The organism is Psychrobacter pygoscelis (assembly GCF_004335015.1).
Taxonomy (GTDB): Bacteria; Pseudomonadota; Gammaproteobacteria; order Pseudomonadales; family Moraxellaceae; genus Psychrobacter; species Psychrobacter pygoscelis.
Window position 1 is genome coordinate 19,905 of the sequence record NZ_RQRU01000006.1, and the last position, 26,894, is coordinate 46,798.

Annotated in this window: 20 protein-coding genes; 10 read left to right on the forward strand and 10 right to left on the reverse strand. The window is 45.4% G+C overall.

Features of this window, described 5'->3' with window-relative positions; all coding sequences use genetic code 11:
- The first annotated feature begins 351 nt into the window (after positions 1-351).
- The 3 genes from EGV92_RS11725 to EGV92_RS11735 all read left to right on the forward strand — a co-directional run bounded on the left by EGV92_RS11725 (position 352) and on the right by EGV92_RS11735 (position 4,672).
- Positions 352-1,467, forward strand: a complete 1,116-nt coding sequence (locus EGV92_RS11725; protein ID WP_131669482.1) for a Fe(3+) ABC transporter substrate-binding protein — start codon at positions 352-354, stop codon at positions 1,465-1,467.
- A gap of 319 nt (positions 1,468-1,786) precedes the next feature.
- Positions 1,787-3,361, forward strand: a complete 1,575-nt coding sequence (locus EGV92_RS11730) for an ABC transporter permease (protein ID WP_242678725.1) — start codon at positions 1,787-1,789, stop codon at positions 3,359-3,361.
- Positions 3,362-3,421: 60 nt separating this feature from the next.
- The gene (locus tag EGV92_RS11735; protein WP_207401798.1) at positions 3,422-4,672 is read left to right on the forward strand and encodes an ABC transporter ATP-binding protein; all 1,251 of its coding nucleotides are present in this window, start codon (positions 3,422-3,424) and stop codon (positions 4,670-4,672) included.
- Between the two features lie 121 nt (positions 4,673-4,793).
- Here EGV92_RS11735 and EGV92_RS11740 read toward each other — a convergent pair whose 3' ends face one another.
- Positions 4,794-5,720, reverse strand: coding sequence for a methyltransferase domain-containing protein (locus tag EGV92_RS11740; protein WP_242678720.1), 927 nt, complete (start codon positions 5,718-5,720; stop codon positions 4,794-4,796).
- 745 nt (positions 5,721-6,465) lie between these two features.
- Between EGV92_RS11740 and gyrA the strand changes: the two genes are divergently transcribed.
- The 5 genes from gyrA (at position 6,466) to EGV92_RS11765 (ending at position 13,028) form a co-directional block, all read left to right on the forward strand.
- Entirely contained in the window at positions 6,466-9,261 is a 2,796-nt protein-coding gene (gene gyrA / locus EGV92_RS11745) for a DNA gyrase subunit A (RefSeq protein ID WP_131669487.1), read from the forward strand.
- 169 nt (positions 9,262-9,430) lie between these two features.
- Complete coding sequence (rarD, locus tag EGV92_RS11750) at positions 9,431-10,522, forward strand: EamA family transporter RarD (protein ID WP_242678721.1); 1,092 nt, start codon at positions 9,431-9,433, stop codon at positions 10,520-10,522.
- A gap of 328 nt (positions 10,523-10,850) precedes the next feature.
- Positions 10,851-11,519: a glutathione S-transferase gene (locus EGV92_RS11755; RefSeq protein ID WP_131669488.1), complete on the forward strand. Its 669-nt coding sequence runs from the start codon at positions 10,851-10,853 to the stop codon at positions 11,517-11,519.
- A gap of 30 nt (positions 11,520-11,549) precedes the next feature.
- The gene (locus EGV92_RS11760; protein ID WP_131669490.1) at positions 11,550-11,804 is read left to right on the forward strand and encodes a hypothetical protein; all 255 of its coding nucleotides are present in this window, start codon (positions 11,550-11,552) and stop codon (positions 11,802-11,804) included.
- A 141-nt stretch (positions 11,805-11,945) separates the two neighbouring features.
- Positions 11,946-13,028, forward strand: a complete 1,083-nt coding sequence (locus EGV92_RS11765; RefSeq protein ID WP_131669492.1) for an MBL fold metallo-hydrolase — start codon at positions 11,946-11,948, stop codon at positions 13,026-13,028.
- A 356-nt stretch (positions 13,029-13,384) separates the two neighbouring features.
- Here EGV92_RS11765 and EGV92_RS11770 read toward each other — a convergent pair whose 3' ends face one another.
- Positions 13,385-14,965 (reverse strand): alpha/beta fold hydrolase, encoded by a 1,581-nt coding sequence (locus EGV92_RS11770; RefSeq protein ID WP_131669493.1) that lies wholly within the window; start codon positions 14,963-14,965, stop codon positions 13,385-13,387.
- Positions 14,966-15,202: 237 nt separating this feature from the next.
- The gene (locus EGV92_RS11775) at positions 15,203-16,090 is read right to left on the reverse strand and encodes an ATP-binding protein (protein WP_131669610.1); all 888 of its coding nucleotides are present in this window, start codon (positions 16,088-16,090) and stop codon (positions 15,203-15,205) included.
- A gap of 198 nt (positions 16,091-16,288) precedes the next feature.
- Between EGV92_RS11775 and EGV92_RS11780 the strand changes: the two genes are divergently transcribed.
- Positions 16,289-17,335, forward strand: a complete 1,047-nt coding sequence (locus tag EGV92_RS11780; protein WP_131669494.1) for a protein kinase domain-containing protein — start codon at positions 16,289-16,291, stop codon at positions 17,333-17,335.
- A 168-nt stretch (positions 17,336-17,503) separates the two neighbouring features.
- A complete protein-coding gene (locus EGV92_RS13975; protein ID WP_165525615.1) occupies positions 17,504-17,677 on the forward strand; it encodes a YdcA family protein in 174 nt (57 codons plus the stop codon).
- Positions 17,678-17,729: 52 nt separating this feature from the next.
- On the opposite strand, the gene EGV92_RS11785 is transcribed toward EGV92_RS13975, so the two are convergent.
- From EGV92_RS11785 to EGV92_RS11815, 7 genes are all read right to left on the reverse strand, one after another.
- Positions 17,730-18,674 carry a tetratricopeptide repeat protein gene (locus tag EGV92_RS11785; protein WP_131669495.1) on the reverse strand — a complete coding sequence of 315 codons (945 nt, stop codon included), beginning with the start codon at positions 18,672-18,674 and terminating at the stop codon, positions 17,730-17,732.
- 343 nt (positions 18,675-19,017) lie between these two features.
- A complete protein-coding gene (locus tag EGV92_RS11790; protein WP_131669496.1) occupies positions 19,018-19,566 on the reverse strand; it encodes an N-acetylmuramoyl-L-alanine amidase in 549 nt (182 codons plus the stop codon).
- Between the two features lie 324 nt (positions 19,567-19,890).
- Positions 19,891-20,409, reverse strand: coding sequence for a hypothetical protein (locus EGV92_RS11795; RefSeq protein ID WP_131669498.1), 519 nt, complete (start codon positions 20,407-20,409; stop codon positions 19,891-19,893).
- 35 nt (positions 20,410-20,444) lie between these two features.
- Positions 20,445-20,633 carry a hypothetical protein gene (locus EGV92_RS11800; RefSeq protein WP_131669499.1) on the reverse strand — a complete coding sequence of 63 codons (189 nt, stop codon included), beginning with the start codon at positions 20,631-20,633 and terminating at the stop codon, positions 20,445-20,447.
- Positions 20,634-20,636: 3 nt separating this feature from the next.
- Positions 20,637-25,571: a TipJ family phage tail tip protein gene (locus tag EGV92_RS11805; RefSeq protein ID WP_131669500.1), complete on the reverse strand. Its 4,935-nt coding sequence runs from the start codon at positions 25,569-25,571 to the stop codon at positions 20,637-20,639.
- Positions 25,571-26,143: a tail assembly protein gene (locus tag EGV92_RS11810; RefSeq protein WP_131669502.1), complete on the reverse strand. Its 573-nt coding sequence runs from the start codon at positions 26,141-26,143 to the stop codon at positions 25,571-25,573. Before EGV92_RS11810 ends, EGV92_RS11805 begins: the two co-directional genes overlap by 1 nt.
- Positions 26,127-26,894: a C40 family peptidase gene (locus EGV92_RS11815; protein ID WP_131669503.1), complete on the reverse strand. Its 768-nt coding sequence runs from the start codon at positions 26,892-26,894 to the stop codon at positions 26,127-26,129. Before EGV92_RS11815 ends, EGV92_RS11810 begins: the two co-directional genes overlap by 17 nt.

Sequence of the window (26,894 nt, forward strand, 5' to 3'; positions counted from 1 at the left end):
TTAATAGTGATAATTAAAAATATTGATAATTACTATCATTTGTATTAATATGCCTTTTGGTATTGGGTATCAGCACTGCTTAGTAATGATTAGTAAATAATAGCTTTGCCTTTACATAAGCTTAATACACTTTTAAAACATACTAATTTTGATAAGCGTAGCCCTAAATTATAAGGGTAAGAGCGCAATGCCGACCTATAAAAGATATGTTAATAAAGCAACGTGTTCATCAAAAGCTATTTAATTAGTGATAGTAGATGAAATTCTTTTGGATACAACCTATTCACTGAAGTATTCAAAATAGAATATCCAAACTTTTGAACAGTGTTGCGCAATCATTTGGAGAATGCTATGTCTACTGTGTCATCTTTATTATCTACTAAAGTTAGTTTGTCGGTAGCAGTATTTGCTACTATGCTTGGCCTAGCTGGCTGCAATAAAACAGAAGCGCCTGCCGAGGAGGCGACAACAGAAACACCAGTAGTAGAAGAGACAGCAGAAGCAGAAGCAACTACGCCAACAGCTACAGATGGACAAACAGTAACGATTTATTCATCACGAAATGAGCAGTTGATTAAGCCGCTATTGGATCAATTCACCGAAGAGACAGGAATCAATGTTGAGCTGATTACTGACAAGACAGGTCCGTTGATGGCGCGATTGGAAGCTGAAGGCGCTAATACCCCAGCAGATATGCTATTGACTGTCGATGCGGGTAACTTGTGGCAAGCCTCGCAAAAAGGCTTATTACAGCCCGTACAGTCTGAAACGCTAGATAATAATGTCCCTGCTAAGTACCGCGATCCTCAAGGGCTGTGGACTGGGCTGTCATTACGTGCGCGTACTATCTTCTACGATCCTAGTAAAGTAGAGACGAATGACCTATCGACCTACGAGGACCTCGCCGATCCTAAATGGAAAGGCAAGCTGTGTCTGCGTACTTCTAAAAAGGTCTATAACCAGTCTTTAGTTGCTAGTATGATTGAGCATCTCGGTGCTGAAAAAACAGAGCAAATCATTCGGGGATGGGTAGATAATCTTGCTACTGACGTATTTAGTGATGACACAAGCATGTTAGAAGCGATCGCCTCTGGACAGTGTGAAGTCGGTATCGCAAACAGCTATTACTATGGCCGAATCTTAGATGAGAATCCTGATTTCCCAGTTAAGCTATTCTGGGCCAACCAAGGTACTACAGGAACCCATGTAAATGTCTCTGGTGCCGGTGTTGTCGCTAACTCTGATAACCCAGAAGGCGCGTTAAAGCTAATGGAATGGCTATCATCTGATAAAGCTCAAGGGCTCTACGCCAGCTCTGACAAAGAATACCCAGTAAAAGTGGGCGTCGATGAGTCAGACTTGCTGCGCTCATGGGGTGACTTTAAAGCCGATGACATTAATGTTCAAAAATTCGGTGAGCTTCAGACTCAGGCTATCCAATTGATGGATAAAGCAGGTTATAAATAACCGTTAAGTGCTGGCTATTCTAGAGCTGGTTACCCTAAAGATGACGTTCTAACTACCGCGCTTAAAACTTAGTGGTTCTAAGTTTTAGGCGCGATTAGTTTGGCTCATAACTTCGTATTGATATTCAGGTGGTTAAGTGTTATTTTTCGGCTATACTGAATCGTCTCGCGTCTACAAAAAGGCCGTTTCCTTAGTTTATCTTAGTGCCGTAATAGCGGTGCTCAGTCATACCTATACGCTGCTATAAAAGGTAGCCATGTCCAAATCATTATCCTCCAAGTTACTCGCTACCTTAAATATTCAGCAATCTGGTAATGCTATGATTGCAAAATCAGTCCTAGGACTGATTTCGCTGTTTATGCTAGTGCCAATTATTATTGTTTTATTGTCCTGGTTTCAGCCAATGGCTGATATATGGTCACACATGTATGAATACGTGTTGCCCCAGGTCCTCAAAAACACTGCTATCTTATTAGCAATGGTTATCGTGATAGCCGGTAGTTTGGGCACGTTGCTAGCATGGATAACGAGTATGTATCGTTTCCCAGGCCAGCGCTTCTTTACTTGGGCGCTAATGTTGCCTTTGGCCATCCCTGCTTATGTGCTTGCCTTTGTCAGTGTCGGTATCATTGATTATAGTGGGCCGTTACAGACTGGCCTGCGGGCAATGGGTATAGATGCTGGTATTCCATCAGTGCGTAATGTATGGGGTGCGGGTATTATTTTATCGTTGGCCTTTTATCCCTATATTTACCTATTGGCGCGCCAAGCATTCTTATCTCAAGGTCGCCGGGCTATTGAGGCTGGTCAAATGCTAGGTCTCAGTCGGCTGCAAGTTTTTTTTAAGTTGGCATTGCCGCAAGCGCTACCTTGGATTATCGGTGGATTATTGTTGGCTTGTATGGAGACTTTGGCCGACTTTGGTGCTGTGTCTGTATTCAATGTCGATACCTTTACTACGGCCATCTATAAGGCATGGTTTGGCTTTTTTAGTTTAACCACCGCCGCTCAGCTTGCTGCATTACTGATTGTCGTAGTCTTTATGGTGATGCTCTTTGAGCAGTTCTGGGGCAGTCGTCGAAGCAGCACTATGACGCAAGGCGACAATCGCCGCTTTGAGACCTCGTTACTTACCAGCCTGCTGATGAGCTTAGTCTGTCTTAGTGTCTTTTTACTGGCGTTTTTAATTCCGTTTATTCAGCTGATTTACTGGACCGCAAAGAACTATCAGCAAGACTTTGACGCAAGATATGTGGACTTTGTGATTAATAGCTTAACGATCGCTTCAATGACTACGGTATTCATTGCGATACTTGCTATTATTGTCGCTTGGGTAAAGCGTCAATATCCTGATAGAGTAACGAGGTTCATGGCGACAATGGCTAATTTAGGCTACGTGGTGCCAGGAACAGTATTGGCGGTGGGTGTTTTTATTCCAATCGCTTGGCTAGATAACCAATTAATCGGCCTGGGTATCAGTAACAGTCAGGTGCTGTCAGGTAGTGTGCTAGTGATGTTACTGGCGCTCTCGACTCGCTTTATGACAGTTAGCTATCAGCCAGTTGATCGGCAGTTACAGCGTTTAACACCGAATCAAGAGGCAGCGGCAAGGCTACTTTCTGATAGTAAAATGCAGCGCTGGCGTCAAGTCATATTGCCGGTATTGCAGCCTGGCGTATTGACCGCCTTACTTATGGGCTTTGTTGAGGTAATGAAGGAGATGCCGATTACCTTAATGACTCGTCGTCAAGGCTGGGATACCCTCGCGGTTCGGGTCTTTGAGATGACCAGCGAAGGTATGTGGGGGAGAGCGGCACTGCCAAGCCTACTTATTGTACTTGTCGGTCTTATTCCAGTGTGGATATTATTGCGGCAAAGTGAAAAAACTCGTTAAATTAGCTTAATCTAGACCATTATTCTTGATATTGTTGTCTTCTTAAAGTAGATATGCCTTATGACCAAGCACCTTGCTACGCCGACCAATCCTGATAGTTATGTTGCGTCTAGAGCGGATAATGAAGCTGCGGCTGCCAAATTAGCAGCGACGAATGCCAGTGATTCTGCTAGACATAGCGTTGAGTCAGGCAATCATTATTTCTCAGTTCAGGATATGGTCGTCGGTTATGGGGAGTTAACAGTTGTTGATGGCATGTCGTTCGCGCTGCAGCAAGGCGAGATTGGTTGTTTCTTAGGATATAGTGGCTGTGGGAAGACCACCGCGTTACGTGCTATTGCTGGGCTAGAGCCAGTACGTGGCGGTAGCATCTACTTAAATGATCGCTGCTTGACCAAGCATTGTTCAGGCGAGATATATTCGGTACTGCCTGCCAAACGAAGTATGGGCATGGTCTTTCAAGATTATGCGCTCTTTGGTCACCTAAGCGTGGCCAAGAATATCGCTTTTGGTATTCATCGAAGCAGCAAACGTGAGCAAAAAGCCCGCGTGAGTGAGATGTTAGAGCTGGTGGGGCTAACTGAACATGCCAACAAACGCCCTAGTCAACTCTCTGGCGGTCAGCAGCAGCGCGTGGCATTAGCCCGAGCTTTAGCCCCTAAGCCGAAGCTGCTATTACTTGATGAGCCATTCTCCAACCTTGATGTCGTCCTGCGTGAGTCGCTGGCAATGAGTGTCCGCGATATCCTAAAGCGCACCCAGACTACAGCGATTTTAGTCACTCATGATCAAAATGAAGCGTTCGCATTGGCCGATAAAGTAGGTGTGATGCAAGATGGTCGGCTAATCCAGTGGGCGCGGCCTAGTACCTTATATCATGAGCCTAACAGCCCCTTTGTGGCAGAGTTTATTGGAGAAGGGGCGATGATTACTGGTACTATGCGCAGCAATCATATCGAATCGGCGCTTGGTCCAATCTCCCTTGATCCTACGCTAGATCCATACCACTGCAATGACGATATGACAGCGACACCGCCCAAAACCTTCGCTACAGGTGTTACTGTAAAGGTGTTGGTACGACCTGATGATATCGTCCATGATGATACGAGTGGTATGACAGCTTTGGTCGTTGGTAGAGTATTTCGCGGTGCTAACTATCTGTATCAGCTACAGCTAGACGACGGTCAGCAAGTCTTGTCTTTGGTACCTAGCCACCACGATCATGCTATTGGCTCACGCATTGGTATTCAGCCGCAGCTTAAGCATTTGGTGCTATTTGAAGAGAGCCAAGTGAGCAAAGCTTATCGCTAAGGGTACTGGTACTGAGTTTATAAATAGTATTAGCCGCTTCTAATACTGTCTTTGCGTGTGACTCTATTTTTTACTTCAAGAGTTTAGCGTTATGCTCACCAATACATGACGGTTAGTCATGCTAGGCGCGCGTGGCCATATAATGCAAGTAGCGTCCAAGCCATTTATAAGGGTCTTGATTAGAGTAGCGTAGTTCCATCTCTATAACCGCTTCTGGGAAGGCATGACCACCGCGTTTTAACGGCGAGTAATCATGAAACACGCGTAAGCCAGAGGCGCTTAGGAGCTGATAGTCGTGTGTGGTCAGCCAGTTATTAACCGCTTCTTTAGGTACAGGATTGTTAGGGGTCAAGCTTTTTTTATTATCTGCCTGATAGTCTTTATTGTTAAGCAGATTAAAATTGCCCATAATTAGATTACGATAGTCAAAGCTCACAGGGTTGTAAAAACATAAAGATAACACCCCGTGCTCGGCAAGCCAGCGATCAAAAAAGTCCATAATGGCCTGCGGCTCAGCCAGCCATTCTAGTAGGGCATGACATAGTATTAGGTCATATTTGCCATCGAGCTGCTCATCTAGCAGCTGATAGGGACATTCAAGCCAAGTAATATTAGTCAGTGCAGCATTTGTTGCCTTAACTGGCTCATTAGTATCAACGTCTGTGCTATTGACTTTTTCAATACCTTCCTCCTTTTCTATTGCTGAGGCCGCTGATTTACTCTCTGCTGCTGCCGCTTTTGCTTTGGCGAGCATATTGTGCGAGATATCATTAATGGTCACCTCATGACCCGCTGTGGCAAATTCTATAGACAGCTGAGCTAGGCCTGCCCCCACATCCAAAATTCGTAGTGGTCGACCTAATCGCGCACTTAGCTGGCTAACTTGTGCGGATAAGTCTCGACGCAACACCGCAAGACGAATGGCTCCTTTAAGACCACCGTAGACCTTTTTTTCAAAGTGATCAGCAATCGCATCAAAACTACGGTCTTCGAGGTTTTGAGGAGCAGGGGAGGGGGTGTTATGAGGTTGGGTCGAATTATCGGTCACTGAGTATCTATCCAAAACTAAGACATTATGCCAAGAATGTTGGCGCTGGATCATATTTTAGCAGTAAATTAAGCCCACAGGATAACGTTTGTATTGTGGTATTAGTAAACCAAAGGGACGACTAAGTCTGAGCAAAAATTACTTCTTTATGCCATGTGCTTTGTTATTTGAATTGACGATATCAGCTGATAAGTCCACTGTCCGCTACATAATCTTGTCATATAACCGTAATTTACTATTAGATTTGCCTTAATAATTGCTTAAATCCAGCTCCTATTTTAGCGACTACTTTTAGCTGCTATAAGCCTTGTCTGACTTCTAGCTTACACCTTAATGGCTGCTGTCTTGCCAAGTGACTAATACCCCGTAATTAGTAGCTTTATTGCGTGGGTTTCTGCCCTATTTGGCACAAAACTGTGGTAAAATAACGGCTTTTGTAAACCAACCAATTCCCCTAATAATTATTGATTTTCTAGTCGGTGATACCCCTTGAAAAACATCGTTGTACAGCTGGTTTTATAGATAAAAATTATCTGATCAAGCTTAATCTTCGTCGGTATTGATAGCCTGATTGAAATAGGCAATCTACTGACACTGGCGCTATGATGTGACGGTATGTTGTGAGATATTTATACGATATACTTATTTTGATGGATAAGCGGTCCACATGAAGTATTTTATGTGACGGCATACCGTATGTTGTGAGAGCGATAATTGCTGGGAGAATGACAGTGAAGGAGTGTGTATGAGCGATTCGGTCAGTCCAATTGCCATCGTGGATGAGTTAAAGCAATCCTATTTGGATTATGCGATGAGTGTGATCGTCTCACGGGCATTGCCTGATGTTCGTGACGGTCTAAAGCCGGTGCATCGCCGAGTGATGTACGCCATGCACGAGCTGTCTAACGACTACAATAAGCCCTATAAAAAGTCGGCACGTGTGGTCGGTGATGTCATCGGTAAATACCACCCCCATGGTGATACAGCGGTCTATGATGCTATCGTACGTATGGCGCAGGACTTTAGCCTTCGTTACCCTATGGTTGATGGTCAAGGTAACTTTGGTTCAGTCGATGATGACCCTGCTGCTGCTATGCGTTACACCGAAGTGCGCATGACTAAGCTTACCCATCAAATGCTAGCAGACCTTGATAAAGATACGGTCGATTGGGAAGACAACTACGATGGCTCAGAGCGTATGCCAAGTGTCTTGCCTGCGCGAGTGCCCAATCTATTGGTCAACGGTGCTACGGGTATTGCAGTCGGCATGGCGACCAACATGGCGCCGCATAATTTAACCGAAGTCATCAATGCTTGTCTGGCTTACGCTGAGAACTCGCAAATCTCTGGCGAAGAGCTGATGACACATATCTCAGGCCCAGACTTCCCGACAGGTGGCATTATTCACGGCCGAGCTGGAATTTTGGATGCCTATCGCACTGGTAAAGGCCGTTTACACGTCCGTGGTCGTTACATTATTGAGCCGATGAGTGAAAATGGTGTTAACCGTGATCGTGAGCGTATTGTCTTTACCGAAATCCCTTATCAAACCAATAAAGCCAAGCTGATTGAGCGTATAGCTGAGCTGGTTCGTGATAAGAAAATCGAGGGTATCACTGAGATTCGAGATGAGTCTGATAAAGATGGTATGCGTATCGCTATTGACTTGCGCCGCGGCGAAGTCGCTGAGGTTATTGTTAACAATCTATTCTTGCAGACGCCATTAGAGTCTAGCTTTAGCATCAATATGGTGGCGCTTGATAACGGTCAGCCTAAGCTAATGACCCTGCGTCAGCTTATTGCTGCTTTTGTGCGTCATCGTCAAGAAGTCGTCACCCGTCGTACGATTTATGAGTTGAACAAAGCCAAAGCTCGGGGCCATCTATTAGAAGGCTTAACTGTGGCGCTGGCCAATATTGATGACATTATTGCTACGATTAAAGAGTCGGCAAATCGCGGTGAAGCAAGAGAAAAGCTACTAGCAGATACCTGGGAGTCGGGAACTGTGGTAGCAATGCTAACGGCTGCGGGTCGTGGCGGTGATAGCCAGACAGCAGTGCGCTCAGTGCGACCTGAGTTTATCGAAGGCGAAGATCTTAATAACCCGTATGGGCTTATCGATGACAACAGCCGCTATCGTCTATCTCTTGAGCAGGTTAACGCTATTCTTGAGATGCAGCTGCATCGTCTGACTGGTCTTGAGCAAGACAAGCTGACCGAGGAGTACCAAGATCTGCTGCGTGAGATTGCTCGATTAGAAGATATCTTAGATGACTTTGACATGCTCATGACAGTCATTAAGAATGAGATGATTGAGATTCGTGATAACTTCGGTGATGAGCGCCGAACTGATATCATCGATTCGCGCAGTGACTTTAGCCGTGAAGACTTGATTCCAGAGCAGACCGTGGTCATGACCATCTCGCGTACCGGCTATGCCAAAACGCAGCCAATTGATGATTATGTGGCACAAAAACGTGGCGGTAAAGGCAAGTCAGCGACTGCGATGAAAGAAGACGATGTCATCGACCATCTACTCGTGACCTCCACTCATGCAACCGTGCTTTGTTTTACTGATAACGGCCGAGTCTTTAGCCTACGAGGTTTTGAAGTACCTCTAGCCAGTCGCGGTGCTCGCGGCCGACCACTGGTCAATCTCATCTCGCTAGATGCAGATGAGACGGTAACCACTATTCTGCCGATACCGCAGATGAGTGATGAGCTAGAAGGCCGCTATGTGTTCTTTGCCACTGCGAATGGTACGGTGAAGCGCGTGGAGCTTGAGCAATTTGCCAATATTCGCTCAAATGGTCTTATTGCCATCGGTCTTGAAGACGGTGATAAGCTAATCAGTGCCCGTATCACTAATGGTAGTCAAGATGTGATGCTCTTTGCCTCTAGCGGTAAAGCAATTCGCTTTGATGAAAATGATGCTCGCTCTATGGGCCGTACTGCAAAAGGGGTCCGCGGTATGCGCATCGGTAAGGGTGATGCCATTAAGTCGCTGGTAGTCATTGATAATCAAGTTAACGAGATATTGATTGCTTGTGAAAATGGCTTCGGTAAGCGCACCTTGATTGATGAGTTTAATGCACAAAAACGTGGCGGCGGCGGTGTCATCGCCATCAAGACCAGTGCACGAAATGGAGCGCTGGTGCGCGCGACTAAGGTAGAGCCTGAAGATGACATTATCTTAATCTCAAATAAAGGTACTTTGGTACGGACGCCTGTAGCACAAGTGGCTTCGGCAGGTCGAAATACTCAAGGCGTGACCCTTATCCGCTTATCGAAAGATGAAAAGCTGGTCGCTATGGCACGCGTCGAAAACGAAGAAGAGGATGAGTCCTTGGTCGAAGCACTGAAACAAGACGGTGTCTTTGCTAGCGACAGCGGTATTGAGGATCAACAAGGGGCGCATGATGGGTTAGACCGCGTCAATGAGCTTGATGACATGCAGACCTCACCTGATGCTGGCTTAGAGCGCGGCTCAGACGATAGCAGTGAGTCAGAAGGTAGCGATATCGATAATACCGACGACTAACTTCACTGCCACTGTCGTTATCTCGTTAAAGGGTCATGAGTGATAACCCTTTAACGCTTAAATATCTTAACAAAGCCTCTGACCTTAGTGTCTGGAGGCTTTTGTTTTTTATTCTACTTAATGTTTCAAATAGTATATCGAAACTAGTTTTACAGATTGAGGGCAGCCAATGACCACTATAACTGCTATGGGATCGATGACAAAAGGGACAATAGCGGCGGTATTGTCTAATTTATTGTATTCAATTTTGTTTTTGTTTGGGTTGTTTTTACAGCCACTTTCAGGGACACAAGTGGCTGCTTGGCGTCTGGTGATGATGCTTATGAGTCTAGTGATATTGGTCACTTTGCTTAAGCAGTGGCAGCATACCTTTGACTATCTAAAAACCCTCAAGTCCCCTAAAGAGTGGTTGATATTCTTATTGCCAACGCCAATACTAGGGGCGCAAATGTGGCTATTTATGTGGGGTCCAGTCAATGGCTTAGGCTTGGACGTCACGCTAGGGTATTTCCTATATCCGCTGGTTATGATTGTCATTGGCCGATTTTTTTATCATGAATCGATGAGTTTGTTGCAATGGTTGGCAACTGGCTTTGCGGTGCTCGGTATTTTTTATGAAGTGGTGGCGTACGGAAGTATCTCTTGGGCCACAATGTTTGTGTGTCTAGGCTATCCTCCATACTATCTTATGCGCCGAAAGCTGGCGGTACCGCCTATCACAGGACTGCTATCAGATTTGGTACTATTACTACCGATCGTTATCGCCATACTTATTCAATCTGATGGCTTAACCATGCTGTCAGCGGCCCCGAAATTATGGTATCTGCTACCCCTACTTGGCATTATTAGTACTGGGGCAATGTCACTGACCATGAGTGCCAGTCGTTATTTGCCAGTGTCTTTGTTTGGGACGCTTTGCTATCTTGAGCCTGTATTTTTATTCATATTCTCTCTTACGATTTTATCCGCTCACGCTGAAGAAAGTGGCTCTACTATTATGTATGCGATGTTATTTGTGGCGCTCGTATTGATGGTCATCGATGGCGCGCGAGGTTACCTTGAGCGTAAACGTGCCAACCGCTTGCATGGATATCATGAGCCGCAGATTGCTACCTTCCCGCCGCGGCGTCGAATTAAGAAAAATCGTATTAAAGGGGTGTTGGCTGCGCATCGATTCCACAAAATTAAACGCTATCAACAAAAAATAAATAAAATAGAAAAAAAACTTGAACGGCTGGGGGCTAGTGAGAAGACACAGTGATAGGTTTGCCAGATACTGCTGCTACATTAACTGCATAACATTTGGTGAAGTTAGGCGACAAATGATAAGAGTTTTATAAAAAACCACGTTTAAAATGTAGGTAATCATCATGGCAAAATTAGCACCAAAGCCTAATAGGAAATTCGTGACAACTGCGTTATGATAAATTTCGAAATTACTACCGCGATTGATTAATGTTGATAAGATTGAAGAGATTTTCAATCTTTATATTCTGCTTTACGCTAGCAGTGGTCATTTAGTAACTGATGATTTAATGAAATAGTATTCATAGCAATACCACTGAATTGTCTTAGAATAAGGAAATAAAATGCTACATCTTCATCATCTTGAAAACTCGCGTTCATTTCGCATTGTCTGGCTATTAGAAGAGCTTGGTGAGTCGTATCAATTGACTTGCTACCAACGAGATAAATCGTATCTCGCGCCTAAGATCTTGGAGCAGGTCCATCCAATGGGCAAAGCGCCTATATTGGTGGTCGATGACCGACCTTTGGTTGAGTCAGGATTCATCATTGAATATCTATTAAAGCACTATGATAATGAACAAAAGTTTAAACCAAAGGACGACGATGAGAGCGCTTGGGAGAATTATACTTTTTGGATGCATTTTGCGGAAGCTTCAGCCATGCCACCGCTGGTCATGCGATTGGTCTTTAACAAAATTGTCGATAAATCCCCCGCTTTGATCAAGCCTGTGAGTAAAGGTATCCGTAAGCAAGTTGAAGATACTATGATCCGCGGCAATATCGAAAAAGCACTTAAGCTTATGGAGCAGCATTTACAGAATAATCATTGGTTCGCGGGGGCATCATTTAGCGCAGCGGATATTCAAATGTATTTTGTAGCGGCAGCAGCCAACTCAAGAGTCGATTTGGATACCACTAAATACGTCAATATTCTTAATTGGATGAAGCGCTGTGAAGCGCGGCCTGCTTTTAATCGCGCGGTTGAGAGGGGTGGTAAGTTGGCGTTCTAATATCAGCGATAACCAATAAAGGCCAATACTATGGATCAACGTCAAAAGTCGACTGACTCATTACCCCCTTCAGCGGCATCTAGCAGTGAGGAGTTAGTCGAGCACTATACTGCCAATCCTGTCTCAATTAAATCGTGGTTACAAAAGCTGCTGGTCATTGCCTTATGTGCTATGAGTTTTTATGCAGGCTGGCAAGCGCACGAGTCTAGTATGGTGCGCAATTGCTTACAATCAGGTGGGCAGGTAAATCAAGATTCGCCAGTCTTTAGCTGTGAGTGGCATTGATACGCCAGCAGTAGGCTAGGAGATAGTGAGTTGGTACTGGTGGTCTAAGAGCGATACTTAGCCACCCTGCCATTGACAATTATTAGCCAGCGAATAGCGATATAATGGCTTTTAGTCACTATTATATAAGTATAAGTAATTATGTATCATTTGACCTTTTTGGGGACCTCAGCAGGTATTCCCACTAAGCAGCGCAACGTCACCGCACTGGCCATTGAATGTGTCAATCCCTACCTTGCCGGTGACAAGCAGCAAAGCAAATATAACCGCCCTTGGCTACTGATTGACTGCGGCGAAGCCACTCAGCACCAGCTACTTCACACCAAGCTGTCCGTTCATCAGCTCGCCGCTATCTGTATTACGCATGTGCATGGCGATCATTGTTACGGTCTACCGGGGCTGCTAGCAAGCCTTGCTATGTCTGGGCGCAAGACTAAGCTTACCATTATTGCGCCCAAGGCCATCGGTCAGCTGCTTGATACCTTAACCCTCACGACCGAGCTGTACTTTACCTATCCGATTGAGTTTGTCGCTATTGAAGATATATTAGCCGGTAAGTCAAGCAGCGAAGCTGTGAGCGGCTGTCAAGTTCACTTTAACTTTAGTCCTAGCCACCAGCTGACAGTGGAGATTATTCCGCTGTCACATCGGGTGGCCTCACATGCTTTTGTATTGACCCAGCAGCTCAAGATGGACAAGCTAAATACAGATAAGCTTAACCAAGCTGGCATAGCGGCTGGCGAGTCTTGGGGGCGATTACAGCGTGGTGAAGATGTGACGCTAGCTGATGGCCAAGTGATTAGGTCACAAGACTATGTCGATAGCCTAAGCAAAACCACCAAGATGATCGTCGCCGGCGATAATGACAGCCCAGAGCTGCTGACCAAAGCCGCCGCTGATGCCACGTTGTTGGTTCACGAAGCCACTTATACCGATGCTGTCCTCAACAAAATTCAGACAAAAGCAGAGAGCAATTCAAGCGCGATAGATCCCATGCACAGCACCGCAGGGCAGGTGGCACGCTTTGCGGCGCTGACCGGCGTCTCGAATCTGATACTCACTCACTTTAGCGCTCGCTATCAGCTGTTTGATGACCCTGCTTCAGATACCGCCAATATGGCGGATATTCGCTTAGAAGCCGAACAGTACTATCAAGGTCAGCTCTGGCTTGCCAAAGATTTTGCTCAATTCGAAGTAGGCGATATAGTAAAGCCGATTGCGTAAGAGAGTGAGGGTCATGCCGAGTTTTGCAGAGCATTTTTAGAGGGATAACAATAGGTAGCTAATCCTGCCTTTCGCTATTATCTACTCATCTGAGCGAGGCAGTGGCAAGAGCTGAGGCATTCCTGCGCTGCGAGACTACCTCAGACTCTAGCCACTGCAACTCGCTCAGCCGAGTAGGATAACCGCTGCAGTCAGGGCTAGCGGTAACAGCTGCTATTTTCTATCTGTTCATCGTGGTTTTAGCGTCACTATCTTATCTAGGCCACGGCTAAATTGCGTGCTAAGCGTCTTCAAGATAGCAAAAAACACTGCGCTTAATAAAAGAAGAGTGGGCAGTGGGCTTGCTGACTTGAGCTTTAATCATCACAGAAGATATTTATTTTATTATTCTTCGCCTGGTTATGCTTCCTAATACGATCTGGGTCTATTAGATAATCCACTACTTGTCTATCCACACACTCGCTGACGTCGGAGAGGGCCAGCGTATGCCCATCACCGCGGCGGGTTAATAGCATCGCGTCCAAATATTGCTGCATTGCCAGTGCATTACCGTAAGGGGTAGCTGGATCATTGGTCTGTGCGACCAGTAGTAGCGCTGGTGCTGCTGCATCAAGCTTGGGGGCATGGACTTTATCGCTGCCAACTACTGGCCAGTAATAGCAGGCATCGAGCAGCTCATTTTTAGTTGCTGGACGATGATTGTCCCACGTTGATTGCGCCGTTACCTGTTGGGCATTTTCAAGATAATGCTGTTTTTCTGTATCGCTAGGTGCTCGGTCAGCACAGTCTATCGCGGTGAATGTGGCGAAATCTATATTGTTTTTATCATCGTCTATCAGCGACTTTAACAGGGTAAAGTCTTGCGCTTCAAGCTGGCTTAGTATCTCATTTAATACCGGCCAACCATCTGGCCACGCCATTAGCCCATAAAGAGTCCAAGATAAATGGGTAGGCGAGATACGTTGCCCATCAAGATCACGAATGTCATGATCATCAAAATAGCTATAAATCTTCGCGATTTTTGCCTCGGCTTCCTTGATGGTCTCAGTATCTGCAAAGAAGCAGCCCGGCTCTCGGCGGCATTGCTTAACGAAACGCTCAAAAGTCTGCTGTACTGAAGCTTCTTGGTTTAATTGGATCTGTAGCTCATCTTCATTGAGGTTCACAACACCGTCAAGGACACCAGCGCGTAGCTTATTAGGGTAGCGCTCAGCGTATAGCGCCGCAATCTTGGTACCGTATGAATAGCCAATAAGACTGATCTTAGGTTCAGCAAGTGCTTGCCGGATGGCTTCGATATCATTGACCGAATAGTTCGCCCCAAGGTGCATCAGTAGGTCATTAGGGGTATGCTGCCAGCAGCCTTTAGCAAAGGCTTCACTATCTTCTGGGTACAAGACTCGATGCTTGGGGTCACAAGTGACACTGGGTATCGACGGATAAACACCACGTGGTGCAAAGCCAATAATATCAAAATGCTCTCTGAGCCTAGCAGAGTTAGCAGAGTTGTTAGGACGGGTGTCTAGCCCTGACTGCCCCGGACCTCCTGCGATACTGATAAGCGTACCGATCTTATCACCCGTAGCCGGCAATCGTGATAATGCTAATTTAATAGTGCGAGCTGGCTGAGTGCGCGTCGACGGAGCGTCATTGACCGTCTGGAAAGCCTTGCTATTAGTAGACACTGCAATGGGAATCTCAAGAGTAGCGCACTGTAACTCATCAATATTGAGCGTATAAGCATCAAACCAACCTGAATAACCAAGCTGATTACAGGGCTGCCAATGAATAGAGCTAGCGCTAACATGTGAATTGGCTTGAAGATTGGCATGTGAATTAGAGCTGCTAGTTAAGCTTGCAGTCTTTGGAATGGTACCACTAGAGCAAGCAGCGGCCAAACATAGCAAGGCAGTAACTCGAAGAGCTTTGACGGGCATGAGCAAGTTGTTCCTAAGTAGGAGTATGGTAAATACTAGAGCGCGTTCTCATTTACCAAAACTAACGTTTAATGGTCTTAATAGGGCTACATTATAAAAACCATGCCGCCTCATAAGCTAATGACTCTATCTGATTTAGAGTGAGCCTTGAGGTGTTAACTATATGATAAATAACGTAAACACTGGCGGTTAACCCTATTAAAATGAGCACGCGGCTTAGTGAAATCGTCAGCTTGATTACTCTGATTGCAATAACTGCTGACCGATCCAGTGACGGCTGAACTGATAGGCTACCCGTCCAGAGCGCCCACCACGGCTAGACGCCCATTGCAGTGCTGCGGCTTTAACCTCGTCGTTGCAGGCGCTTATAGAGGCGTTGGCGGCTTCATTTTTGGCCACCTCGATATAGTGCTGAACGATTTGCAGATAAGTCTGCTGATCCATCGGATAAAACGACAGCCACAAGCCAAAGCGATCTGACAGCGACACGGTCTCATCGATAGTCTCATAAGGATTGACCTCATCGGTCTGACCATCGTAAATATTGACATTGTCTTTCATGAGCTGCGGCAATAGGTGACGGCGATTACTGGTCGCGTAGACCAGCAGCTTATCTTGCTCAGAATCAAGTGCCCCATCAAGTACACTCTTGAGGCTGCGATAGCTCTCATCCTGTCCATTAAATGCCAAGTCGTCACAGTAGACAATATAGCGGCAGGGGCTATCACTAGGCAGCTTGCGAATCGCTGAACGAATCTGGTCGAGTACGTGCAAGTCATCACGGGCAATCTCAATAATGCGCAGACCATCACTATGAAACTCGTGTAATAATGCCCGAACCAATGAGGATTTGCCTGCACCGCGCGTCCCTGTCATCAGTACATGGTTGGCTGGATATCCTGCCAGAAACTGCTGAGTGTTTTGGATAAGCTTGGACTTTTGACTGTCGATACCCAGCAGATCATCTAGCGACAGATGCAGATGTACTTCGATAGGTTCGAGATGACCACTGCGACCACCTACCCAGCGATAAGCCAGCTGGTTTGGGTCTAATGTTATCGCAGCAGGGAGCTTTTGGCGTAGATACTGCGTTAATAATTTTGTAAGCTCATCAGTTAATACGATGGCTGAGGTATTGGATGTGGTATTAAGATCAGAATAATGGGACATAGCAGCTCACTGGTAGTTCACGCGAAATTAAAATAGTGCCAGTAATCGTGGTAGGTTGCAATATAGGATGACAAATATTGTCGAATAGCCATATACAGCGTTTAGAAGAGGTGGTAGAGGTGATAGCTAAGCAAAATCTACAATGGCAGAGTCATGATAATTAATGAGGCGGAATTTGATAGAGCAGTAAAACCAATAATTGCAGCGGTTCATGACGTTGCTTGTCGCTATGGCTATAACAGATTGCAAGCAAGCCGGATTAGCTTTGAGCCTGAAAGTGATAATTCTTGGGGCTTAAAACAAAGCCTTAACAACACCTCGCTTATTATTCACAAGTCGCAAGGGTTATGCCGAGCTACCCACCGGCAGTTTGGCGAGGTATTGTTAAAATGGGAGCTATTAAAACGGGAGGTGCACGCCGTTGATAAGACCAAGCATTCTAAAACCTTACAGATTCAAAATCGTAATAGCTTAGCTTATGAGTGTCATATATTACGCCAATTATCCGACTCAGCACTTAGTGTACCGTTATTGGAGGATATGGCAGAGGTCGTAGTGCTGGCAGGCAGTCGTTACCACCTTAGTATCGCAGCGCGGCCTTATTATGCATTTGGTAGCCTTAAGCACTATCTAAAAACTTATAAAATCTCTAGCACTCAAAAAATAACTTTGTTACTCACCGCTGCGAAAATACTTGCAAATTTGCATGATGCGGGTTGGATTCATGGCGATATCAAGCCCAGCAATTTTTTATTAGCAGATGATGTCTCTACATTTGAGCTTGTCCTAAATGACTTTGCTTTGGCCACGCCTATTGATGGACGGTTAAACATCTCTGGTGGCGATCATGAAGCTCTAACTATGCCCCAAGGTACACCAGCATATCTTGCGCCTGAGTGCTGGCAAGGGCAGGGGCTAAGTTTGCAAAGTGATATTTATGCTTTTGGGGTAATGCTAGTAGAGGTATTAACGGGCGAAAAGCCTTATCAGATTCAGAAAAATAGTGATGAGTCACAAGATAGTATAGTGAGTAAATGGGCAATAGCGCATTGCCAAGCAGCTATTCCGAGCTTGCCAATAGCGTGGCGAGGGTATCAGCCTTTGGTCGAGGGGATGTTAGCGAAGCGTAGGGAGGTTAGAATTGATAATATGAGCGTGGTAACTGAAAGATTAAGAGAGTTACATAGACGACCCCTTTAATTCAGTCGCTCTTAGCATGGGTATAATAGTTATCACTCGAAAAAATATGATTGTTATCGACAGATTCAAGAAGTTAATTTAAAATCGAATGGCTTTTTAGTTATCAAGATAATAACTGGTTATTACAAATAACTAATGGCTTACTATTACCCTGCCTAAGGATTGAAGATGAAGTTGTGGTCAACTTTTTGTATGTTTATTTTGCTGCTAGCACCTGCGGTTCAGAGTAATGCTCAAAATACACCTTGCTCCGGCAAAATGGGCGGTGTATCACACTGTAAGGACGGCAAATTTGTTTGCAAAAATGGCAAAATTAGTCGATCGAAAAAGACTTGCCGATAATCACTTGCTTAACCACAAAATATAAAATATCGAAAATAAGCTAAGATAATTCTTACGGAAGGTTTATCTGGTAGCTGTCACAGCTCTTTTTATAGCCATTGTTACAAGCCTTCCAGTACCAGTAGATTGCTTGTGTCTTATCTTTAGCAGTGCCCCTACCATTAGCGTACATTACAGCAAGACGATATTGCGCCTCAGCAAAATCTTGCTGCGCCGCTTTACTGAACCACTCAAAGGCTTTGTTGTCATCTCTAGTGACGCCGCTGCCTTTAGCATACAACAATCCAAGATTATTTTGTGCTTTAGCATAGCCCTGAATAGCAGCGCCTTGATACCACTCAAAGGCTTTAGCTCTATCTTGCGCAACACCATCTCCCTTAGCGTACATATTGCCAAGATTATTCTGAGCTTGCGCAAGTCCTTGCTGCGCTGCTTTTTGATACCACTCAAAGGCTTTACTAATATCTTTTGGAATGATTTTGCCTTCCTCATACATATAGGCAAGATTATTTTGACCCGGTGCAGAGCCGTTACTGGCCGCCTTACTAAACCACTCAAAGGCTTTGCTTTCATCTTTAGGAACACCCAATCCGTTCATATACAGCATGCCTAGATTAAATTGTGCATTACCATATTTTTGGAGGGCTGCTTGGGTAAATAATTCACGTGCCTTAGTATAATTTTGTGGCACACCTTGCCCCCTAACATACATCAGACCGAGGCTGTCTGTAGCTCTTGTCAAGCCTTGATCGGCAGCTTTTTGATACCATTCAACTGCTTTGCCATAGTCTTGCGGCATGCCGCGACCAAACTCATTGCTTATGCCCATCTCATATTGATATATAGGGTGATCTTCATCCAAGAGCTCAAAAGTGACAGTGGTGGTGGTCGTTTTGGTGACATTGCTAGGTGTCGGGGGATTAGCAGACCATGTGGAAATTGAGCATAACACGGAACATACTAAAGCTACGCCCTGATAAACAGTCACCGGTTTCATTTTTGTCCTTAAAAACAATAGGGGATAAAGAGTCAATACTGTACTACGAATTGACTGATTAACTAATTATAAGTTTATTGGTAAGAATCATGATAGTTAATGATTAAGGTAAATTTTAGGCAATAAAAAACCCGCTTTATAGCGGGTTTTAATGTAGGTTGAGACCAAGTCAATCAGAATACTAACTTACTAGAAAGAAATGGTGGGGCTGGAGAGACTCGAACTATAAACCCCTATAAATAGTACAAAGCAATGCAAACGAAACCCTTATGCTTTGGGGGTTTCTGGTTTCCGATTGTCATTACTTTGTGCTAGTTTGAATAAAAGTGCGTCAAAAAGTGCGTCAAGATACACAGCTCTTAACCCCCACATGATCAGCAATAACATCTGCAAGCTCGCGTGCGATCAGCCATTTTTTAGCCTGATATGTCGCAAGTTCAGACGGATTAGAGATAAAGAATAGCTCTAAAATGACACCGCCCGCTCGCACGTAGCCAAGGCGCGAATGTTGGCCACTGCCTTCAGACTTAAAACCGCCCTCGTTGCCACGCACTGCAATCCCCATGACATCACTGACCGCTTCGCAAAGCTTGCGACAGATTGCTTTGTCTTTAGCTTGCGCCAAAGCTTCGACACCTCCCGCGCGAGCATTGCTAAATGCGTTACAGTGTAGTTCGATAGCTAAGTCGCTATCTTTGATTAAGCGAATAGCTTGTCGTAATGATTGATTCTCGCTACCTTGGCCATCGTTTCTTACTGTTATACCTCTACGCTCAAGATAAAGCGTGATCATATTACGCATGTCAGTAGCGATATTTGCCTCTGTGATATGTCCATTGACCGCACCCGGGTCACCGGCACCGTGGCCAGCTGTGATAGTTACGATTGTCATAATATTTTCTCCAGACGTTAAAAACCCCGCATATAGCGGGGTGTGAATTGAATTAAGTTAGTCAGTAAGCGGAGCATCGTTTAACTTTAATTAAGTACATGATCAGACCGACCATTACAAATATGATAAATCTTGAAAGGGTCGTTTGCCAAACCGGGATGAAGTTATTGATCCAGTCGGCCCATAACAAAAATAGCCATAAAATTAGACTGAGCATAAAGAATGCGCCGGTGACGCTTGGCCGAGTATAGTATCGCTGAATATGTATCGCGTAGAGCGACTGGACGATCCCCAAGATTGGTAGACTACCATTGATGATATTGATCATTGGTCACCTCCGGGCAATTTGCTAAGCACCCATCGCCACGCATTTGCGATGCTCACCGCTGCTGAATCGACAACGTCCTCCTGCAATGACTGATTGTTGAGTAGACGACCTGTTAGTAATAGCAATACTGTGCCGGCATAGCTACCGAACAGCGAGACGATCATCATAACAATAATGTTTGGTGTCTCAGTCATTGCGGGGACAATGATAAACGCACCCACCAGTCCGACAGTTGCCGCTGTTAGAAGCTTGCCAGTAACAGATCCTTTGCCTTTAAGCGTATCAGTAGTCAGCGACCAAAAAGCCCCAATAAATGGCAAAATAATGATCAGAGCATATAGCCACCACAGTGGTACATTAAGCCCGAGATATACATGAGTCTCATTGAGCTGTGCCCAGATGTCTTTATTTTCAACTGTGGCTGATACCGCTCCAGCGACACTGACAGCGGTGCCGATGCTTGATAGTAGTAAGCACTTAGCCGTGTATGCGGCAGTGTAATAGCGCTCGGGCATAGTTGCTCCTTAATTTAATCAATAAAAAAGACCGCTTATGCGGTCTCGTCTGTAATCCATTTGTCATCTTGCCATCGCCAGCTATGGTTATAATCTGGTGGTGGTGTAAGCGTGTAAAACTCACCTTCTGACTCAAGGGCAGTGACAATAGAGTCAATATCCCCCACTCTTTTGTGACTAAAAAAACCCTTGTCATCTATGATATAAAGCTCAATTGCTGACATAAATCACCTTTTTAGAGATGTAACTATTAATTTGTAGCTGGACGCCATCAGTCTAGACAACTCTCCGCAGGTTACAATTATTTCAAATTTTGCACTTTTATTGGGCGCGGTTACCAATGCGCGAAAGCTTGCGGTAATAACCGATGATGAGTTCTTATGTCTAATGGTCTCTTTAACCTCGCCATCCACCACAAAGCTTATCTCAACGTAAGACGGAAGGTTATTAGGCGCTTCGATTTTTGCGTCATGTAAGTGAAAATCAAATATCGCTAGGTTGCCTTGCGTATTTAGATAAACTGGAGTTAATACAGTCTGTACAGTGCCTCTATAATTGTTAAATGCTACTACTTTGTTGCCTTGAGAATCCGCGTCAATATCTTTGTTTACAGCCGCTACAACAGATACAGCTTGCCCCTTGATTTGTAGCGTATCGACTTGAGCAACACCTATTTTAGCCGTGGTAATTGCTGCATTGTTAATTTTGGCTGTCGTAATAGCCGCATCATCTATTTTAGCGCTAGTAATAGCACCGTTTTTGATCTTAGCGCTATCAATACTTGCGTCATGTATAAATGCTGAGTCTATGTAAGTGCCCACAGGTACTGTTGTGCCGTTGATGTTTTGTGACGAGGTTAGCACCATAAATGGACTTTTGCCCTTGCTGCTGCCTGATGGCGGTGCGATATAAAACTTATCCGCACGTACAGCAAAGTCACTGACTGTATCGCTTGACGCAAGACCAAATCCGCTAACTCTACCACCCACGTCTACTTTTACAGTGTACTGAGCATTTAAGCCATCGATGCTAGATTGCTGAGTCTGTATTGATGCTGTGTTTTTACCCACGCTCGTCTGAATCGTCTCTACAGATTTAGAGATAGCAGAGTTTGCATTAGTCAGTGTTGTCAACTCTTGACTGATTAAAGCACTGTTATCATTAAAATCCGACTGCAAAGCAGTAACCCGCTGATTGGTCGTATAGTCTGCATGAGCGAGAGATGTCGCAAATGTCCACTGGGTAGAGCGGTTTCGGTCTGTGTACTTCGTCTTATCAGTAAAGCCAGCATCTATCTCGGCGCTAATCTTGCTAAGCTGTGTCGCTTGAGCTTGCTGAGCATTAGTGAGAGTGTCATTGGTCTGACTGATTTGCGCTGATAGATTACTGTTGACGCTATCAAGCTCACTGCTAAGCGCTGTTAATTGCTGAGCATTAGTCTGAGTTGCAGTAGTGAGGGTTTGTAATTGCTGGTTGATAGATGATGATAATTGACTAACTTGCGTGTTGAGCTTACTGTCTAGCGAGTTAATAGATTGAGCTAAAGATTCGTCACGAGATGATCTTGCACGGCGCTCATCAAGTAGCGCTGAGTAAGATGCACCTGGACTCGGGCGACCAACTGCAATCCAATCGATGCTGTAGTAATTAAGATTGTCAGCACTTGATGCTAGTTTTAAACTAAAACCAGTGATGATTCCCGACCACGGTACGTTGACCGTAACGACGGCGACATCATCGGCAAAGATAGGCTCAGGTATTGCAACGTCACCGCCTGACCATATGATCTTACCTGCCCACGTAGGTGTACGGGATCGTCTTAATCTAAACTTAATGTGATGATAAGCACCGCCTTTGATCTCAAAGTTGGGACTATTGAGCGTCTCCGTGCGGACGTTAATCCAACCATTTGCGTATGTGCCATTTGCCCATCCATCTGCATTGGCGTCAAAGTGCCAAATAGCAAATGGGTCAAACTGCTCACCGACGCCCGCTGACAGCAGACTAATTTGCTCAGAGAGACCAGCAACATCGGTGGCACGAGCAGTACGCTCTTGGTGTAATAGTCCTGATGTAACTTGATTTAAGTCAGATCCTTGATAGCCGCCAACCATTTGCGCTGATAGATTTGTAATCTGCTGAGCGACTGACGCGGTCTTACTGACGTTAAGATTAATCTGCTCAGTAAAGCGAGCAGATGAGCGCTGATACTCCGCTGATAGACCTTGGATTGCTTGCGCATTGACATAGTCAGCATGGGCGATGGCCTTGGCAGTCGTCCAAACTGCACCTTTAGACTTATCTGTATATTGGTTGCGATCGGTGTAGCCAAAGTCTAGCTCGGCAGAGATGTAGTTGAGCGTTTCAGCTTGGCTGCTGGTATCTGTAATCAATGTCTGCTGCCGCTCTTTGATAGTCGCAAGCTGAGAGTCTGTCTGTGACTGCGCGATAGTGACAGTATGTATATCATCTGCCAGTGCTTCAGCGGTTGCGTGTAGCTGACGTTGTTGCTCAATCGCTGACTGCTCAATCGCTGCACGACGTGCTTGGCGCTCTGCTAAGATTTGCTTATTAGCTTGAGTGATGGCATCGATGCGATCTTGAGTCTCTTTGCTTAGTCCAGCTTCAACCGTCTCAATCTTATCAATCTTTTGGCCAAGCGCTTGGTTAAGATGCGATTGCTCAATCTGACCGCTGATCAAGTCGAGCACTTTATCAGCGCTGTCATCAACCGTACCGCTTGACCAATCTGACCAATCGGATTTAAATCCAAGTTTGTCAACGATACGACCACGATAATATTGAGTTAACCCACCTTGCAGTCCGGTAATCTCTGCTGTATCTGTCGGATAAGCGTATTGGCCAAGCAGGGTAACATTAGTATCGGGTGCAGAGGCGACTTGTATCTCTGTATATGCGGTGTCGCCAGAGCCTTGGGCAAATGCCCAATTGATGCGCATACCAAACAAGATGCCGGTCGCTTTAATTGAGGCAAGCGCTGGCGGCTTACCTGCTTTGCCTTTGATAGCAGTTAGCATTGAGCTGGTAGGTTTAGAGACTGCGTCAAAAGCGCTGACTGCGCGCACTCGAGCGATATAGTTACCGCTGTAGACACCGTCGATGTCTACTGAGATATTGCCCGTGCGAGGTAGTCTAATCCAGTCGCCGTCGTCTTTACGCCACTCGATATCATAAGCTACGGCATCTTTTACCTGGTCCCACGTAATGATAAGTGTAGTGAGTGTTTGACCTTGGACGATGCGGTGGCGTGATGATAATGATACTGACGTTGGCGCATCGATGAGCATTGATATCAATGGCGGCATTGGCGGCTTATTATCAATAATAGTGCCGTTATCAATCTGCTGCTGCAGCGTCGCATCGTACTGCAATGCCGTGTAGTTATACTGAGTGCCGTCCTCGTTTGCACGTACTGATAGCACAATAAATGGCATGGTTGGTAGTTCGTCAGTGCTGACTGCCCATACGTTTTCGGCGGCCACATCGTCAAATGGGGCGACTACGGTTATCTCACGGTCATTGATGCTTACGATCTCACGAGTTTGTGCTTTGCCAGACTCTAGATTGACTACCAGTTTATCACCCGTGGCCACCGGCACACTATCTCTATCGACTGTAATGACAGTACGGTCTTTATTAACCCCAGAGATACGACCACCAGTATTGTGGCCCGTAAACATAATATCAGGGATATCAATACGGTCGCCTACGCTTGGTAATACTCCGTCTAAGCCCATCGCAAATGATACAGTCTGAGTGCGGTTTTGCTCAGTGAGCAACGCTGCTAAACCAAATCGGTAAGCTTCACCTTCACTGGTGCAAGCAATGGCTGACAAATCGAGTATATTGATGCCAAGCTCGGCAATGGCTCGCTCATTGCGTACAAAGACGTAATCTACTTCGTAGTTGTTGTCTGGATTCGAGTAGCCGACTTTAGCGATGGTGTGACGCTCATTGGCTGCAGTACCTGATTTTACAAACTCGCCGTTTATAACATTGGCACGGGTGATTACATAGTCGCAGTCTTTGTAAGTATCAGCGTCCAGTACGATTTGCGAGCCGTTCCAAAATGCCATGCCACGGAAAATCCCAGCGATATGTTGTAATACGTCAAAAGCAGTTTCGGCGGTTTGCAGATACAAATTGCACGTATAGCGTGGTTCTATTCCGCCTTTGCCGTCATCGACCATGACATCACACAACTTAGCAATATACTCAATGGCCCACTTGTTGATCATATATGGCTTTAGCTTATTACCAAGTCCATATCTGTCATTGGTAATCAGGTCGTAGTAGATCCAAGCCGGATTGGTTGTATAAGCCTCTTTAAATTCACCATTCCAGATACCCGTGCTAGTGCGGGTATCTGCATCATAATTAACGGGCACTTTGATATAACGGCCGTAAGTTTCAAACGATACTTTGGGTGTGTTGCTAAAAGCTCTTGAGTCCCAGGTAAGCTTGATGATGGCAGAGTGGGGATAGCACAACTTAGCATCAATGATCTCAGCGATGCTATCGATATACATCTTATTAAATAGACGCTCGTTATCACCGTCTGCGGTGAGTTTACGGACACGAATCTGCCAGTTTCTATCAGCTTCTGGTAGTGTGATATTGTGGGTGCGTTGATAGCGGCCAGATGTCTTTGCGGTCAGAGATTTATTGACCATCGTTACCCAAGCGCCGCCATCAGTACGCACGTCAATAGCGTAATCAACTATGGTGCCCTTCACATCACCGTTGTCTTCCATTTTGCTCAGGCGTGGCCACGACACATTAATATTAACACTGGACAATTGGGTATCAGCAATTAGCCGGGTCCAAGGCGTGCTGCTACGTAGTTCGGTGTTGACTATCTGCTCAGTACTGGCGCTCGGTACGCCCGGGATATAAGTCTGATCAACGGTACCGTGGCGGATTTCCCATTCGACGTTTTCAAAGTTGCGATTGCCGTGTTCATCTTCAAGTGGTGTATTTTCAAAAAAAATACTTTTTGAGCCGTTAACTAGCCCCTTAATCTCACCCTCGCCCAACAGATATAGGGCGGTAATCTTGGTGATAGATGCAACTGTGTCATCTGCAATGTGGGGAGTGTGAGGCTTTTTTTGTCCAGCTTTAGAGCCGTAGATCAACTGCATTATGTATCCTCGCTTACACTCATCCCGCCGAGTAGATGTCCGCCAATTCGACCACGGCCATATTGCAGGGGCACACAGTTCCCTGATTTGACACTAGTAACTGCGCCACCATAGCCATAGTTTGGTTTATTACCACTAGGGTCTTGCGGTTCAATATTAGGTGTGGGCATAAGCAGCGTTGCAGCTCCACCCAGTAGCATTCCCGCACCGGCGGCCACGAGCCCTGGATTGCCGGTGAAGAACCCAGCACCGATCAATGCAGCACCAGCTACCACCTGCAGTATCCCTAGCGTGTCTCCACCAGATCCAATGATTTTTGGCACAATGCGGATAACTGACGCTCCTGTCTGCTGTGATATCTCGTTGGGCCCAATGTTTTTATCATCATTAAACACGGCAAAAAAAAGACCGCTATCATGAGCGGTCTTCATAAACTTTCTAAAGCCTTTAATTTGGTAACTTAGTGCTTCACAGGCTTCACGAGGCGTGGCCACGTCTAATTCAAAATGCTTGCCAAAATGCTTGCCAAATTTGTCAGCTAATACGCCGTGCAGTTCAATTTTTTTTAGCATGACTATCCCTCAATAAAGTTTTATGTCTGATAATCAACGCAGTGCGTCCCTGCCAGACGTTGCCATAAATCTCACGCTTTGAGCGTCTGTCATACGGATGATGCAAAATAATATGATCTCCTACGCACGGCTCAGTGTCTTCTGATTTTAAGCTCCCGTCACTACCCAAGTAGATTAAGGCGTGATTGACTTGTTTAGTGGGCTGTACAGCACACAAGATGATATCGTGGCGCTGTAAGTCATCGACTTGTACAAAGCCTTGCGATTCATAATTATCAAGATATAAGCTGCTATCTGCCGTCTCCCACCACCTGTCTACACGCTCAAAGTCGTCAAGCTTAATATCAAGCTCACGCTCGTAGTAGTCTTTGATAATCGTAAAGCAGTCAAGCTCACCATGGACATATTGACGATTAATTAGCGGCTGTTGAATGCCCTTATGATAGATACCAAATTCAATATCAGGATACCCAACAATCACCCAAGGGACACCGTGTTTATTAATTTGCTCGTTATCTACAAGCTGTGGCTGACAAGTGCCATTGGGGTGACTATGTACGATAGCCTGCACCTGGCCTAACGCTTCGGCCTTCACCAAGTCCCGTGGGTCAATGACAAAATCCTCATCTCGACTGGCGATGTTGTTACACGGTACATACTGCCGATTGACGATGAGACCACAGCATTCGAGCGGATAGCACTCTTTTGCGTGCTCAATGATGGCCGCTTGTGCTTTTTTAGTCAGTTTCAT

Excerpts from the sequence above, each read along its gene's own strand:
- EGV92_RS11725 (WP_131669482.1), top strand. The coding sequence starts at position 352 with ATGTCTACTGTGTCATCTTTATTATCTACTAAAGTTAGTTTGTCGGTA.
- EGV92_RS11730 (WP_242678725.1), top strand. The coding sequence starts at position 1,787 with ATGATTGCAAAATCAGTCCTAGGACTGATTTCGCTGTTTATGCTAGTG.
- EGV92_RS11735 (WP_207401798.1), top strand. The coding sequence starts at position 3,422 with ATGACCAAGCACCTTGCTACGCCGACCAATCCTGATAGTTATGTTGCG.
- gyrA (WP_131669487.1), top strand. The coding sequence starts at position 6,466 with ATGAGCGATTCGGTCAGTCCAATTGCCATCGTGGATGAGTTAAAGCAA.
- rarD (WP_242678721.1), top strand. The coding sequence starts at position 9,431 with ATGACCACTATAACTGCTATGGGATCGATGACAAAAGGGACAATAGCG.
- EGV92_RS11755 (WP_131669488.1), top strand. The coding sequence starts at position 10,851 with ATGCTACATCTTCATCATCTTGAAAACTCGCGTTCATTTCGCATTGTC.
- EGV92_RS11760 (WP_131669490.1), top strand. The coding sequence starts at position 11,550 with ATGGATCAACGTCAAAAGTCGACTGACTCATTACCCCCTTCAGCGGCA.
- EGV92_RS11765 (WP_131669492.1), top strand. The coding sequence starts at position 11,946 with ATGTATCATTTGACCTTTTTGGGGACCTCAGCAGGTATTCCCACTAAG.
- EGV92_RS11770 (WP_131669493.1), bottom strand. The coding sequence starts at position 14,965 with ATGCCCGTCAAAGCTCTTCGAGTTACTGCCTTGCTATGTTTGGCCGCT.
- EGV92_RS11780 (WP_131669494.1), top strand. The coding sequence starts at position 16,289 with ATGATAATTAATGAGGCGGAATTTGATAGAGCAGTAAAACCAATAATT.
- EGV92_RS13975 (WP_165525615.1), top strand. The coding sequence starts at position 17,504 with ATGAAGTTGTGGTCAACTTTTTGTATGTTTATTTTGCTGCTAGCACCT.
- EGV92_RS11785 (WP_131669495.1), bottom strand. The coding sequence starts at position 18,674 with ATGAAACCGGTGACTGTTTATCAGGGCGTAGCTTTAGTATGTTCCGTG.
- EGV92_RS11790 (WP_131669496.1), bottom strand. The coding sequence starts at position 19,566 with ATGACAATCGTAACTATCACAGCTGGCCACGGTGCCGGTGACCCGGGT.
- EGV92_RS11795 (WP_131669498.1), bottom strand. The coding sequence starts at position 20,409 with ATGCCCGAGCGCTATTACACTGCCGCATACACGGCTAAGTGCTTACTA.
- EGV92_RS11800 (WP_131669499.1), bottom strand. The coding sequence starts at position 20,633 with ATGTCAGCAATTGAGCTTTATATCATAGATGACAAGGGTTTTTTTAGT.
- EGV92_RS11805 (WP_131669500.1), bottom strand. The coding sequence starts at position 25,571 with ATGCAGTTGATCTACGGCTCTAAAGCTGGACAAAAAAAGCCTCACACT.
- EGV92_RS11810 (WP_131669502.1), bottom strand. The coding sequence starts at position 26,143 with ATGCTAAAAAAAATTGAACTGCACGGCGTATTAGCTGACAAATTTGGC.
- EGV92_RS11815 (WP_131669503.1), bottom strand. The coding sequence starts at position 26,894 with ATGAAACTGACTAAAAAAGCACAAGCGGCCATCATTGAGCACGCAAAA.